Consider the following 14,530-nt stretch of genomic DNA (forward strand, 5'->3'; position numbering starts at 1 on the left):
TTATAACTTTTCTACTCTAAATTCATTTTGCTTAATTTCAATACAAGTATAATTATTTATATAATTATACAAATCAGATGCCACTAGCGGCTCTGATAATACCACAAAACCACTCTTTAATTTATTTTTCTTTTTTAAATCAAGAGTTTCTATAATATCTTTATAACTAATATAGTATAACGATGGCTCATTACCAATGGTAGAGATTTTTAGCGAATACGAAGTTTCACCATTTGAGTAGGCAATACTTGCTTTAATATTTTCTTTGAAACCATTTTTCGCCTGAATTTTATTAATCTGTTCGATAGATTTTACTATTGCTACTTTTGGATCATTTTCTAGACCATTTGATACTGCTAGCAAAAACATCGCCTCTGAATCAGTAGAGCCAAATCTAGCTTTAAAACATTGTGGTTTTATCAACCGCTCAATTTCTTGCCTGATATCATCAAAATCAGCAATTGAACCATTATGCATAAATAGATGATTTTTAAATACAAATGGATGACAATTTACATTAGCAGTTGGTGCAATAGTGCTAGCACGCACATGTGCCATAAAATTTTTACTTTTAATATGTTTTGCTAATGATATTAGATTTTGATTATTCCAAGCTGGAAGAGGATCTTTATAAACTCCAGGTTCTTTGTGCAAGCTTGTATACCAACCGATACCAAAACCATCACCATTAACTAGTACTGCTCCTTGTGATGAGTGAATACTTTGATGTATTAAGGAGTTCTCTGGATCGACGAGCAAATCACTAATTTTAATTTTATCACCATGATACATTAGCCATCTACACATAGCCTACTCCTTTTTAGCCTGCCAATGACTAGTACCTCTAAGATATACCGGAAATGTTTCTTGGGTTAAAGTACCATTGTATTTTTGTTTTTGATATTGCTCGTAGACATACTCTACTACATTAGCAACATCTATTTTAAAATCATTATTCTCTACTTGTAGTTCTGCGATAGACTCGCCAATTAGTTGATAACCAGCATATAAATCTTGAGAATATTCCTCTAGTTTATAAACATTTTCTTTGATTACCTGATCTGTATCTTTATCATAAAGCCCAAGATAAAAATCACCCATCTTCGCATCGAGGATAACAGCTACTTTTTGAGATACCGTTGTGACACTTTTTGCCAGAGCAAACATACTAGAAAAGCCAATTACTGGTATATCTAAACCAACAGCAAAACCTTGACAAACTGCTGCAGCAAGCCTAACACCGACAAAACTACCAGGGCCAACGCCATAAGCTATAAAATCCAAGGCTTTGATATCTACTGCTGCTCTAGCAAACACACCTTGTATCATCTGGAGTAGATATTTGTTGTGTTGGCGTGGTATCTCACGTGTATCATTATATAGCTTACCCGCGGCTGATAACACCACCGAGCAAGATTTACTTGATGTATCTAATACTAAAAAATTCATTTTCTAACCAATAACTTGTTTAACTTGATAATCTTTATCTAAAATTACAAACTCAGCATCAAAGCCTACTTTGATTTGACCTTTTTTTAGTCCTAGTGATTTAGCTTGATTTGTACTTGTCATTTTCACAGCATCATAGAGATTACAATTTGTAAATTTCAAGACATTTTCTAATGCCTTATTCATCGTCAAGACACTTCCTGCAAGCACTCCGTTTTCTAATCTTGCCTGACCATCTTTGACTATGACTTTCTGACCACCTAATTCAAAAACACCTTCACCAGCACTTTGGGCAGACATCGCATCAGTGATTAGCGCAATATTATCACTACCCTTGATTGCATAGGTAAATTTAACCATATCGGGATGCAGATGTATGCCATCGACTATCAACTCTGCTAAAACTTTTTTTGACATTAATAAAGCTGTTGCAGCTCCAGGGTTACGATGCTCAATCGGGCTCATCGCATTAAATAAATGTGTCGCATGTGAACAACCTTGCTCTATCGACTCTAGAGCTTGAGCCATAGTACAGCTAGTATGGCCTATTGAGCTAATTATATTTTTAGAATTACAAAAATTGATTAACTTATTAGCATTTTTAATCTCTGGCGCAATGGTAATTTTTTTGATTAAGCCATCACAAGCATTATGCCAATTTACCATTTTAGTAATATCTACTTGTTGGAGATAGTTCGGGTTTTGTGCACCAATTTTACCTGATGATATAAACGGACCTTCAAGATGAACACCAACGATTTTTGCACTATCTAAGTGAGCTTGAGAATTATAATTCTTGATAGCGTGCATTGCTTTGAGTATTTGCTCATTTGCTGCTGTCATTGTAGTTGCAAGATAGCTAGTAACCCCTTGACCATATAGTGACTTTGAAATCACCTCTAAAGCATCAACATCACCATCCATCACATCAGCTCCTTTTGAACCATGGATATGGATATCGATAAAACCAGGTATCACATAATCATCACCACTTAGCTCAATCGTAGGTAAATTAAAATCTGCTGCCTTGGCATCCTCAACTATAGCACTGATAACATTATCTTTGACGACAATATCCTTAGCCTCAAAAACATTTTGAGCATAAATTTTGCCACCTTTTAGAATATAGCTTTGCATATATCAGCCCTAATCGGTAAAATCTTGTCCTATATTAACTAAATTTATAATTTTTATCTACAATGTTACATTGGTTTCCTGGGCATATGCACAAAGCTACTAAAGAATTTCGCAAAAAAATGGCTTCGATTGATATCGCTATTGAGATAGTTGATGCACGCATACCAGACTCTAGTAGCAATCATGTTTTAGAACAAATCGTTGGTGACAAACCGATTATAAAAATTCTCTCAAAAAATGATCTAGCAGATACTACGATTACCAAACAGTGGCTAGATTTCTACAAAGGTAGTGCTATCGCGTTAAATACCCTTGAGGATAAAAATATTGTCAAAAGAATTCTTGTTTTAGCTCAAAAAAAATGTCCAAATAGAGGTACAGTGCTAAAACCAATTAGAGCAATTATCTTTGGGATACCCAACGTAGGCAAATCTACAATGATAAATAAACTAGCAGGTCGTAAAGTAGCTAAGACGGGAAATGAGCCAGCTGTGACAAAACTACAGCAACGCATCGATATTAGCAAAACTTTTATGATATTTGATACTCCAGGGATTATGTTTCCTAGTCCCAAAAGTGAAAGTAGCGCTTTTAGAATCGCATCTATCGGCTCTATCCGTGATACTGCCATGGATTATGAAGGTACAGCTTGTTATCTACTAAATTTTTTTAAAGAAAAAAATACAAAAAATTTCCTAGCTCGCTATAATTTCATTAACCAAAAAGATTTTTTAGAAAAGTACCCTCAAGAGATTCTCAAAGATATCTCAGCTGCTAAAACTAATTCAAACATCAAACAAGCTGCTAAAAATATAGTCCATGATTTCCGTGCTGGGCACTTTGGCAAACTATCTTTAGAAAATCCACAAACCATCGAAGCTGAGAAAGAACAAATGCTGCTCGAGCAACAACAACTATAACAAAATCTCTAATTGGCTTAAATCTAAGCTAAAACTATTATATAATCTAAGTAAATATCTTATTATAAAAATATAGTTGATGTCTGAGCAAGAAAATATCCCTAAACAGCCAAAGAAAATTGGTCCTATAGCGCTTACTAAAAAAAATATTATCAAAGCTTTAGTTTCAGTCGCTGTGATTGGTAGTTGTGCTTTTGGTATCAATAGTTATCTAAGCTATAGACATCAGCTTTTCTTAGAGCGCTATGCTGCGGCTTTTGCAGATATCCAAAACCAAAACAAAAGTGGCTATAAAAACGCTTTTGAAGTTCTCAAAGGACTTGCCGAAGACGATCAAGCTACAGCTAAAGACTACTTTTATCTAGGCTATATTTATCAATACGGCTTAGGTACAGAAAAAAATTACTATGATGCTTACAAAAACTATAAAAAAGCAGCTAATGCAAACTACCCAAGAGCTTTTTATCAAATAGCCACTTTGTATAGAGATGGTTTAGGTGTTAATAAAAGCGATAAAAAAGCCATAGAGTATTTTAAGAAATCTTATGATCTTGGTTACAAAGATTCTGTAATAGCATTAGCTGATCTTATTAATTCTAACAACCACATAATTTCGGTAGTCGAACCAGAAATTTTGTACGATATATATTTAGGCTACAAAGATGACATTATTATCGCTACTGATACTGATAACTCATTAATGGCAAATAAATACCTTATGACTGCCGCCGCTGAGGGTTATGAACCAGCGATAATTGTTCAAGCACGTGATTTTAGCCAAGCTGGTGATAACTATAGAGCACTAATGCTATGGCAAACATTATTATACAGCTCTAACCCTAATGTATCAGAACTTGCTAAGAAAGAAATTGTTGCCGTTGAAAACCGCGTAAAACAACAGCGTTTAAAAGAGCTTGAAGAGCAAAGACAACAACAAATAAAAATGCAGATGCAACAACGCCAAAAGCTAATCGAACAAGCTAAAAAAATTGATCAAATTGAGCAAAAGAAAGAAATTGGGCTATCAACACCTAAGCAAAAATTTAACAATCTGAACGGTTTGATATATATAAACCTTTTTAATGCTAATAAAGGTCAGCTTCAGCAATTCTATAAAGATATTCTTGGGGTTGAAGTTGATACAAACTTTATAAAAACAGGTGAGAATCTAGATAATAGTTATATTGATGACTTTTTGATATTAGCTAAACTCAAAAACAATCAATCATCACTGCGATTTGATTTTGCTGATAAAGCTGACAACAATAAATACGAAGGTATAGTCTACTACTATTACAATAGCAAAGATAAAGTTAGCCAAGATCTATTGGCAACTATCATCAAAAATAACAAACCTAAAGCCTCTTCGCTATTACCTAAATTGTATGATGAGCTAGAGACTCCAGTAAAACAGTCAAAGGCTATTCAACAAGCTGACTCCTCAAAACAGCAGCAGAAGAAAAAACAATCAAAAGCTGAAAAAATCCAACTAACACATGAGGAGAAAATCCATAGAATGCAGGTATTTGCCCAAAAAGGAGATTTTAGGCAATTCTATAAACTTGAGCAAGCGGCAAAAGCTGGTGATGTCTACGCAATCTACTATACAGGCGAATATTATTACAATATCAAAGAATATAAACAAGCACTCAAATACTTCAATGAAGCTGCTGATAAAGGTTATGGTCAAGCATACTACAAATTAGCTTCACTATACTATAATGAGGAGCAAAATGGCGTACCATTTAATAAAGAAAAGGCCATGTACTACTACAAAAAAGCTGCTGAACTAGGTGTCAGGAATGCTCAGCATATATTGATGCTTATTGAATAATATTCTCAATCTCTATTATTAATTTATCTATCTCAGCAGTATTTTGCTTAATCTCATTGACTAACTCAAGTGGTGATTTATGCTCAATAGTTTCAACTTTATTAGGGTTTTTTGCTGATATATCATAGTCTTTGATATCCGCGACATTTACTATCCAGCTGTTTTCTGTAAGCTTACGCGATTGCCAAATCTCTAAAAACTCAGCAAAATGCTCAAACTGAATAGGTTTGTTTTTGGTGAGTTTATATGGGGGGTTTACTTCATAGTAGAAAATATCTGTAGTGCTACCATCTCTATCAAAGAAAATCACATTAGTTTTAACGCCACTATATGGCAAAAACACCCCAGCAGGAAGTGAAACTATAGTGTGAACATTATAATTTTCTAATAGTTCTTTTTTGACATTTTTAAAAGCATTGTTGGTTTGAAATAACACGCCCTCTGGCACAACCACACCACATCTACCACCCAGTTTTAGACTTTTGTAAATATGTTGTAAAAATAGTAACTCTGTAGCATTTGATTTAATTGGAAAATTAGCTTGAATAGTTGCTTTTTCTTTACCGCCAAAAGGTGGATTGGCTAGGATAATATCATAACGGTCTTTTTCCTCAAGACTACGAATATCTTTTACAAGTGTATTTGCCTTGGTAATATTCGGTGATGTGATACCATGCAAAATCATATTCATCATACCCATTACATACGATAATGGCGTTTTTTCTTTACCAAAAAAAGCCTCTTCATTGAGAAATTTAAGCTGTGTCGTAGATAGCTCTTTGCTATACATGTGTTCATAAGCATCTATCAAAAAGCCACAAGTCCCAGCTGCTGGGTCATAGACAGTTTGTCCAGCCTTAGGGTTAACTACATCTACGATAGCTTTAACCAGTGGTCTAGGTGTATAAAACTCACCACTATTACCACCATCAGAGCCCATTTCTTTAAGCAGATTTTCATAAATTTGCGATAGTTGGTACAGGTCTTCTTTTTTATTAAAATTCAGCTCATCAATCTCGTTAATAACATCACGCAAAGTATGACCACTAGCAATACGGTTATCTATATATTCAAATACAGCTCCAATTTTATATTTAAGCGTTTTGACATTTTCATCAATAGATTTAAACGATTTAAGATATGGAAAAAGCTCTTTATTAACAAAATTTAGCAAATCAGCTCCACTATTAATCTCACTAATATCTAGCTTGCCATCTGCACCTTTAGGAGCTGCCCAAGTATTCCAGCGGTATTTTTTATCTAGAACAAATGTATAGTCCTGATCTATGAGCTCCGCCTCTAAAGCTTTTTCATTTTCATAGTCATTAAGAAATTTTAGAAAAAGTATCCAGCTGACTTGCTCGGTATAGTGCATCGCGCCACTGATTCCGTCATCTCTTCTTAGTATGTCTGTTATTCTATTTATTTTTGATTGCATTTTTGTTCTCTCTTTTTTATTAGTGCAATGTCAAACTAGACTGTACAGGTTCTTCTTCATCTGTACCTGGCATACTTTCAAGAACAGAATCAATATTTAGCAAATATTCACACAACATAGAATATTCTACTAATAATTCTAATATTGGGCACTTTTCTTTTTTTTCATCAAATGAGTTATTTAATAAAGTTCTTAGCATTACTACACTATTTGCTAATAAATAATTACATGCTCTATTTAGCACACAAATATCATATAACGATATCATTTCAGACTTTTTGAATAATGTTAAAATTGACCTGATTTCGCTTATACACTCATCTATATTTTGGTCTGCATTAAGATTTAAGAAAACTTTCTTAGATGATATTCTCTTACCATTTGCTAAGCTTTTGATAAATTTAATATCAGTTGGATACTCTAGCAGATCACATAAATGTCTAAACTCTGCACAACTATCTAATAATGGGCTATCTGATTCTTCATTAAAAAAAGGATCTATAGTTTTGTTCATTTTTACTATAGATGCCTGCATATAGTAATTAGCTACTGAAGCCAAAAATGTTAAGTCAGATAAAGACAACCTGTTATTACTTACAAACCTAGTTAAAAGTTTTCTTATATCTGCTATACCTTGTTCATATATTTTATCTTCTGAAAATTTTATGAATACTTCTTGTGCGTTTATCATTTCTTATCCCTGTACTACTATTTTGTCTATGGATACTAAGTTTATTACCGTAGTTCATCCCTCCTCTATTATAGAGGAGGTTAGGAGGAGTATTTTAAAAACTCTCTCCCTACCTCTCTCTTCACAAGAGAGAGGAGATTCACAACTCCCCACGAAATGCCTTGTCTAAAATACTGGCTTTTAGTGCTTTTAAATTCTCTAATTTCTGCTCATTTAATTGCTTAATCTTATCAACCTTTGTGGCAATACTATCCAAATACTCTACGGTTTGTTGTTGGATTTGTAGTGGTGGGGTTGGTACTTCAATTGCTTTTATATATGTCTGACTTATATTAGGCTGAGCTCCACCAAAGGAATCTCTAAGCATATCCTTTCTAATATTTTTTAGGAAATAAAATAAATACTTTGTCTCAAAATTATTTTCATTGTTTAATATTGCACACACCGCTTGATTAGTAGTTGTTTCAATATTTAAAATTCCTAACCTACCAACAGTAGCACCATACATGGCCATAAGTAGAGTACCTTTAGGAAGTATCTTTGCTGAAGATTTTTTTACTCCCTCTTCTGTTATAAATTCTTCAACATCATTTATGTATGAATCATTTAATTCTCCACTCTTAAGCCAACCAATTTCACCGCCCCAAAACTCTTTAGTATCTCTTTTAGGAGTTCCACCACTAGTTGTTTTAGTAAGTTGCGATAACAATTTAGATTTATACTCCCCCTCCAACTTTTTAAAAGTCTTATCAAGGGTGCTAGCCATTAGAGTATTAGCATTTGTGATATTTTGCTGGTGTAGCTCTATCGCCTTATCAATCTTCTCAAAAAGACTATCTAGCTTGGCAACTATTCGCTTTTGCTCTGCTAGTGGTGGGAGAGGGATTAACTGTTCTTTATAATCTCTATAATAGATATGAGGTATTGTTGTTCCGCTTATATATTTACTAAAATCAACTACTAAAAGCATATAATACAAATATTTAATTTTTACATTATCTTTTGGTAATAAATACTGCAAAGTTCCAATAATAGATGACTTACCATCTAGCATCATTATTCTACCAACACCTGCACCATCTTTAATTATTGAGATATATGGCTCTTCACGATGAAAGAAACTAATATTTTTTATAAATCCTTTTGCTCCATATAGAGGGTACTTGCCTTCTTCATTTTCTATTTTTTTTAAAGATAAATTTGATGAAGCTTTACCACATATTTTTTCTAACTCAATCCACTCCCACCCTGCTGGCAATTTATATAATTCGCTCATTTTTCTGTTTTTTCCATAACATTTTATCGTCATGCTGAATTCATTTCAGCATCTCACCATATTCTCAATCCCATTGAGATCCTGAAACAAGTTCAGGATGACTGTATTTTTTTTGTTTTATTGTAGGGGCTAACCTATGTGTTAGCCCTCTTCTACATTTTGGTTTATATTTCATAATAGGTTGACACACAGGTCAACCCCTACATAAAATCATCGTCATTCTATGGCTCGACCATAGAATCCATTTTTTTATACCCACATTATCATTTTGTCCATGGATACTACGGTCGGTGCCGTAGTATGACAAATGTTTGTTTTTACAATCCCCTCTTGAGAGGGTTGCGACTTGTCGCGGGGTATAGCTTTTGTCAAACTACCCCGACCTGCTTCGCAGCCCACCCCTTCGACACTCGAAGGGGAATAACCCAAATTTTAGCTACTAGCCAATTCCCCTTCAAAATATTGAAGGGGTGGCAGTCGCTAGACTGACGGGGTAGTGTTTTATTGTAGGGGCAGATTCTATATCTGCCCTTTTATAATTATATTCCACACATTTTTAAATTAGGGTCGAAATGGATTCGACCTTTACCTCATATTAATAAAATACATGTCTTACAGACGCCTTATATATTTGATATTCTAATCCTGAATAATTTTCTAACATATATTTATTGATTTGTTTTTCTATGCTTTTGTTTTGTTCTTCTATACTTCTGTCTTTTGATAAATCAATTTCTATCTTTAAATCTATTTCACATATATTTTTCTTATTTAGCAAACCCCAAGAATTATACAGATTTTTCTTATTTGTTTTTCCTAAAAGAATCTGCAATTCTAAAATAGGGATATCAATCATGTATAATGTGCTTTGATGAACAATTTGATTATTACAAACAGTTTGCTCCATACTTACTTTCTCTAAAGCTCTAGAAAGAAAAAAAGAATTTTCTTTTATTCTATGTTTTAGATAATCATCCTTTCTAACAACTGCATATAGATATATACATTTTAGTACAAAATTATATAGTACTGACTTTACTGAGCCACTCCAATTATAACCTAATACAACTATTTTTATGCTTGCTAGTATTTTATCTATGAAATTTGAATGTTTTTTTGATTTAATAAATATTTCTTTTCCATTTCTAAATATACCTATTAAACAGTAAGCTTTTTTACTTAAAAAAATAGATCTATCTTCTTTTTCAACACCTAGTTTATTATGATAAAGAGTAAACTCTTTATATGATAGTTTTTTCAAGCTATCTAAATTTTCATCTTTAAATAAAATTATATACTTACCATTATCAACCAAATAGATTTTAGAAATATAAATATCATTTAATGAAGTATTTTCTATTTTTACAGAGTGCCCAAAACCTTTTATAGTATCTTTAAATTTAGTGATATTTATTACTCTTATCCTTTTTATCCAATGAGTCAACAACAATATATAAATTGAAGCAATTGCTAATATAATTGATGATATTTGAGAAATATTTTCTAGACTTATATATGAAAAAATTTCTTTTAAATCACTCACCTATAAATCTCCCTTTGCAACTGCAAATAGCTTTCTTTTAACTGTGCCATACCACCAAAATCATTAGCAAGCTCCGAAACTGTCCCAAGACCACTTAACTCAACTAATGATGGTAGCCTTTTTTGCTCTAGTTCAACTACACCATCTTTTTTATACTTGTCTAAGACAAATAACAGAAACTCCCTAGCCTTAGCATTTTGTAACTGTTGCATAAATTCTGAGGACTCTGCAGCAACTGCCCTTTGCTCACGCGTTAGGATATCTTTACTAAAAACTAGATGATTTAGTACATCATAGATATCACTATCTTTGGCTTTAAATATCGCTTTGATATTGTCGATGTTTTGCCCAAAGCTTAGCATCTCTTCGAGCTTGTCTAGTAGTGTTTGTCGATACTGTGGATTTGCCCAAGCATCTTTTAGAAGCTGTTCATTATTTTGACAATACTTAGCTAATACACCGATTAACTGCTCTAGGTACTCTTGTGTTGCAATCGGTCGCCCATCTACACCAACATAGCTAGTTTCTATATCTAGAACTTTAAGCTTACGCCCTTTTATAGTGATATTGATTGGCTCTTGCTTTTTTGACTCTTTCTCATCGTTGAGGTTTTCTATAGGGTCTACTTCTTTGACCTCTTTTATATCTTCTTTGGGCTTACCATCTGCTTTGACATCTGTAATTACATCGGCGACACCGTCCCATTCTTTATCATAGAATTTATCACTAGCCTTTACAAAGTCCAAAATCGTAAAGCAATCTTTACCCTCAAAAATACGTGTACCACGTCCGATTATCTGCTTAAACTCTATCATTGACTCTATCGGTGCTGTTAGTACGATATTACGCACATTTTTCGCATCGACACCAGTAGTTAGCATCTTTGATGATGTTAGAATTACAGGAATATCCTTGTCATTATCTTGAAACTGCTCTAGATAATCTCTACCTATTTGCCCTTCATCAGATGTTACACGCACACAGTAATCTGGGTTTTTGACCTTTTTAAAGTTATCTATTGCTAGCTTTAACTCTAAAGCATGAGGCTGATTTTTACAAAAAACTATAGTTTTATCCATCTTGTTGATGTTATCTAGTACAGTTTTTGCAATTAGCTCATGACGTTGTAAAGATGTGATAGTTTTTTCCCAGTCATCTATACCATAGACTTTATTTGGCAAATCCCCGTCAACTCTATCATGTGTGTTAGGTCGATATTCATCAATATTTGTAGTTATGCGTTTGACTTTGTATGGTGTTAGGAAACCATCATTTATACCATCTTTGAGCGAATACTCATAAATCGGCTCACCAAAGTAGTCATAAGTATCACCGTTGACATCTCTCTTTGGCGTAGCTGTTAGTCCAAGATGTACCGCACTTGAGAAATACTCAATAATATCTCGCCAAGAGCTATCATCACTTGCACTGCCTCGATGACATTCATCTATAATCACCAAATCAAAAAAATCTGTTGGGTATTGTTTATAGTAGGCTGTTAAGCTTTCATCATCAAGATATTGGCGATTTTGGTTATCTGAGATTGCTTGATATATCGCAAAAAAGACATTGCCACTAAGTGGCACTTTACCACCATTTTTCTTAATCGATACGCCTTGTAATCTCTTACAATCATTCTCTATAGGGTTAAACTCATTCATGGCTTGTTCTATTAGAATATTTCTATCTGCTAGATACAAAATTCTTGGCTTTTTCTGCCCTATATCATTTTTTCGCCATCTAGCTTCTAGTAGTCTATAGGCTATTTGAAATGCTATATATGTTTTACCAGTACCTGTGGCAAGTGTTAGCAGTATCCTCTCTTTACCGCTACTAACCGCATCTATAGTTTTTTGTACAGCTATCTTTTGATAATAGCGTGGAGTTTTAACACTATCAGCAAAAAAACCTTGAGTTACTACATTTTGCCTAGTTTTGTTAATATTTGGGTACTTTCGTTCAAAGAGCTCTCTAGGCATTGGAAAATCCTCAACATCTTTACTTTGCCCAGTTGGGATATGATACTCTAAAATTTTATGACCATTAGTTGAGTAGACATACTCTACATCTAAGGCTTTACCGTAGGTGATAACTTGTTGTAAACCTTGTTTATAGTTTACATCTTCTTTTTTAGCCTCTACTACTGCTAAATTTATATCTTGATAACGTAATAAATAATCGACATATTTTTTTTCACCTCTAGCACCACCTGCCTGCTTTCGTCCATCAGTAAAATAGTACTTTTCACGTGTAATATAGCGTTCATCCCAACCGCTCTGGCGTAGCTTTGGAGTTATAAGTTTGGCTTTGGTATCTGCTTCAGAATACGACATTTAAAATAGCTTTAAACATATATACTCTAATAATATGATTAATGGTGAGATTTTTCTATAGAAAATTAAAAGTTATAGTGATCAAGATTGGTTTTGACAATATCTAGATTTGATATCTTTGATAGCTTGAGCATAAGTAGCATCCATCTCTTCTCGAGAACCCACACCACCACCAATCTCATAAAGCTTACCATCACTAACACCGTAAATAGCCGCATGGATAGTAAACTTAAGACCTTTTGCCCAAGCATTTTTGACAACTGTAGTTTTACAAAGATTTAGAGCCTGATGTAACGCATTTAACTCACACATCATATCAACTTTTTTCTTCATATACTCTTCTTGATTATCTTTAAAACATACTAAAGCTTCTTCGATAAATTGCTTGTTTTGCTCTTTAACTTCATGGATAGATGTTAACCAATTATCGATTAGACCATAGCTTTTATCTTTGACGACTGTCTCAACACCACCACAAGCATAGTGACCACAAACTATGATTTTCTTAACCTTAAGAACCTCGATAGCAAATTGTAGCACTGACAAACAGTTTAAATCTGTAAGTGAAACGACATTGGCAACATTACGATGCACAAATACTTCACCTGGAATCAAACCACAAACTTGGTTTGCTGGCACACGGCTATCTGAGCAGCCTATCCAAAGGTATTCAGGCGATTGTCCCTTCGATAATGTTGCAAAAAAGTCTGGATTAGTTTTTTTGATTTCTTCGGCCCATTGCCTATTACCTTTTATTAACTCGGAAATATTGCTCATTTGATCTCTCTCACAAATTGTATGAATATTTTTTCATATATTAAAATTCATATAATAACTTAATATGGAGCGATAAGCAAATTTTTATCTATTCATATTTCTCTTGTATTGTTACTTCACCTTGTAAAGAGACATTAAATGCATCTTTGACTTGTTGTTGTGTCATATTCGGCTGACTTAATAAATAAAAAAGCTTACCTAATGCTGCTTCATCTGTCATATCATAACCAGAAACTACACCCGCTTTAATAAGTCCTCTAGCAGCTTTATAGGCATCCATCTTAACACTACCATACAAACACTGAGTACAGTTGACTATCACAACGCCCCTATCATTGGCTTTGTTTAGCGTAGCATGAATATTTGGATCATTAATCATATTGCCAGAACCATAAGTCTTGAGAATTAATCCTTGTAATGGTGGCTCAAGTACAGCATCTAGAATATCATTACCCATACCAGGAAAGACATTCAAAATAGCAATCTTTGGCACACCAAGAGTCTCTAACTTAAGTTGACTAAATACATCTGCTCGCTGCCATAACCTTTTTTGTTTAACAACTATATCTATACCAACTCTAGCCAAAGTAGGGTAATTTGGGGATGCAAAAGCATCAAAATCAGTTGCTGATATTTTTGTAGTTCTATTACCACGCATTAGTTTTTGATTAAAATAAACACACACTTCCTTAATAACTTCACTACATGCAAATATTAAGCTATTAAGAATATTTGATATTGCATCTGATCTAATCTTTGATATCGGAATTTGCGACCCTGTGACAATTACTGGCTTTTGAATTTCACCAAGCATAAATGATAATACAGAAGCGGTATAAGCAAGGGTATCTGTACCATGTAAGATTACAAAACCATCATAATTTTGATAATTTCTAATAATATCTAAAGCTAAAGAAAACCATTTTTTAGGATTGATATTTGATGAATCTATAAGGTTACTATACTCTTTAATCTCAAATTGCGGCATATTATAATGATAAAAATCTCTAATACCCTCAATTGTTTTGCTAAGGTAGCCTGGTTTGACATCGTACCCTTGCTCAGTACTAACCATACCTATAGTACCACCGGTATATAAAATTAGAATTTTTTTATGAGCACGATTTTCCAT

General features: G+C 33.5%; 12 protein-coding genes. 2 read left to right on the top strand and 10 right to left on the bottom strand.

What is annotated here, in order from left to right; all coding sequences use genetic code 11:
- The 3 genes from CGC45_RS05550 to nagA are packed head-to-tail and all read right to left on the bottom strand — an operon-like array spanning position 1 to position 2,586.
- Entirely contained in the window at positions 1–807 is an 807-nt protein-coding gene (locus CGC45_RS05550) for a class II glutamine amidotransferase (RefSeq protein ID WP_114702087.1), read from the bottom strand.
- 3 nt (positions 808–810) lie between these two features.
- Positions 811–1,449, bottom strand: a complete 639-nt coding sequence (gene tsaB / locus CGC45_RS05555; protein WP_071629342.1) for a tRNA (adenosine(37)-N6)-threonylcarbamoyltransferase complex dimerization subunit type 1 TsaB — start codon at positions 1,447–1,449, stop codon at positions 811–813.
- 3 nt (positions 1,450–1,452) lie between these two features.
- Entirely contained in the window at positions 1,453–2,586 is a 1,134-nt protein-coding gene (nagA, locus tag CGC45_RS05560; RefSeq protein ID WP_071629343.1) for an N-acetylglucosamine-6-phosphate deacetylase, read from the bottom strand.
- Between the two features lie 62 nt (positions 2,587–2,648).
- Between nagA and ylqF the strand changes: the two genes are divergently transcribed.
- Together ylqF and CGC45_RS05570 are read left to right on the top strand one after the other, a co-directional pair.
- Positions 2,649–3,506 carry a ribosome biogenesis GTPase YlqF gene (gene ylqF, locus CGC45_RS05565; RefSeq protein WP_071629344.1) on the top strand — a complete coding sequence of 286 codons (858 nt, stop codon included), beginning with the start codon at positions 2,649–2,651 and terminating at the stop codon, positions 3,504–3,506.
- Between the two features lie 79 nt (positions 3,507–3,585).
- Positions 3,586–5,340 (top strand): tetratricopeptide repeat protein, encoded by a 1,755-nt coding sequence (locus CGC45_RS05570; RefSeq protein WP_071629345.1) that lies wholly within the window; start codon positions 3,586–3,588, stop codon positions 5,338–5,340.
- On the opposite strand, the gene CGC45_RS05575 is transcribed toward CGC45_RS05570, so the two are convergent.
- The 7 genes from CGC45_RS05575 to ansA all read right to left on the bottom strand — a co-directional run bounded on the left by CGC45_RS05575 (position 5,330) and on the right by ansA (position 14,530).
- Entirely contained in the window at positions 5,330–6,778 is a 1,449-nt protein-coding gene (locus CGC45_RS05575; RefSeq protein ID WP_071629346.1) for a class I SAM-dependent DNA methyltransferase, read from the bottom strand. The two genes, CGC45_RS05570 and CGC45_RS05575, sit on opposite strands and share 11 nt — an antisense overlap.
- A gap of 19 nt (positions 6,779–6,797) precedes the next feature.
- Positions 6,798–7,469 (bottom strand): hypothetical protein, encoded by a 672-nt coding sequence (locus CGC45_RS05580; protein ID WP_071629347.1) that lies wholly within the window; start codon positions 7,467–7,469, stop codon positions 6,798–6,800.
- A gap of 139 nt (positions 7,470–7,608) precedes the next feature.
- Positions 7,609–8,745, bottom strand: a complete 1,137-nt coding sequence (locus tag CGC45_RS05585; protein WP_071629348.1) for a restriction endonuclease subunit S — start codon at positions 8,743–8,745, stop codon at positions 7,609–7,611.
- Between the two features lie 595 nt (positions 8,746–9,340).
- A complete protein-coding gene (locus CGC45_RS05590) occupies positions 9,341–10,288 on the bottom strand; it encodes a hypothetical protein (protein ID WP_071629349.1) in 948 nt (315 codons plus the stop codon).
- Positions 10,285–12,621 carry an EcoAI/FtnUII family type I restriction enzme subunit R gene (gene hsdR / locus CGC45_RS05595; protein WP_071629350.1) on the bottom strand — a complete coding sequence of 779 codons (2,337 nt, stop codon included), beginning with the start codon at positions 12,619–12,621 and terminating at the stop codon, positions 10,285–10,287. Before hsdR ends, CGC45_RS05590 begins: the two co-directional genes overlap by 4 nt.
- 81 nt (positions 12,622–12,702) lie before the next feature.
- Positions 12,703–13,398, bottom strand: coding sequence for a carbonic anhydrase (locus CGC45_RS05600; RefSeq protein WP_071629351.1), 696 nt, complete (start codon positions 13,396–13,398; stop codon positions 12,703–12,705).
- Between the two features lie 88 nt (positions 13,399–13,486).
- Positions 13,487–14,530 (bottom strand): asparaginase, encoded by a 1,044-nt coding sequence (gene ansA, locus CGC45_RS05605; protein ID WP_071629352.1) that lies wholly within the window; start codon positions 14,528–14,530, stop codon positions 13,487–13,489.

Source organism: Francisella opportunistica, from assembly GCF_003347135.1.
Lineage (GTDB): Bacteria > Pseudomonadota > Gammaproteobacteria > Francisellales > Francisellaceae > Francisella > Francisella opportunistica.

Coding starts and splice junctions, on each gene's coding strand:
- ansA (WP_071629352.1), bottom strand. CDS start 14,530: ATGGAAAATCGTGCTCATAAAAAAATTCTAATTTTATATACCGGTGGT.
- CGC45_RS05550 (WP_114702087.1), bottom strand. CDS start 807: ATGTGTAGATGGCTAATGTATCATGGTGATAAAATTAAAATTAGTGAT.
- CGC45_RS05600 (WP_071629351.1), bottom strand. CDS start 13,398: ATGAGCAATATTTCCGAGTTAATAAAAGGTAATAGGCAATGGGCCGAA.
- hsdR (WP_071629350.1), bottom strand. CDS start 12,621: ATGTCGTATTCTGAAGCAGATACCAAAGCCAAACTTATAACTCCAAAG.
- CGC45_RS05570 (WP_071629345.1), top strand. CDS start 3,586: ATGTCTGAGCAAGAAAATATCCCTAAACAGCCAAAGAAAATTGGTCCT.
- CGC45_RS05580 (WP_071629347.1), bottom strand. CDS start 7,469: ATGATAAACGCACAAGAAGTATTCATAAAATTTTCAGAAGATAAAATA.
- nagA (WP_071629343.1), bottom strand. CDS start 2,586: ATGCAAAGCTATATTCTAAAAGGTGGCAAAATTTATGCTCAAAATGTT.
- CGC45_RS05585 (WP_071629348.1), bottom strand. CDS start 8,745: ATGAGCGAATTATATAAATTGCCAGCAGGGTGGGAGTGGATTGAGTTA.
- CGC45_RS05575 (WP_071629346.1), bottom strand. CDS start 6,778: ATGCAATCAAAAATAAATAGAATAACAGACATACTAAGAAGAGATGAC.
- ylqF (WP_071629344.1), top strand. CDS start 2,649: ATGTTACATTGGTTTCCTGGGCATATGCACAAAGCTACTAAAGAATTT.
- tsaB (WP_071629342.1), bottom strand. CDS start 1,449: ATGAATTTTTTAGTATTAGATACATCAAGTAAATCTTGCTCGGTGGTG.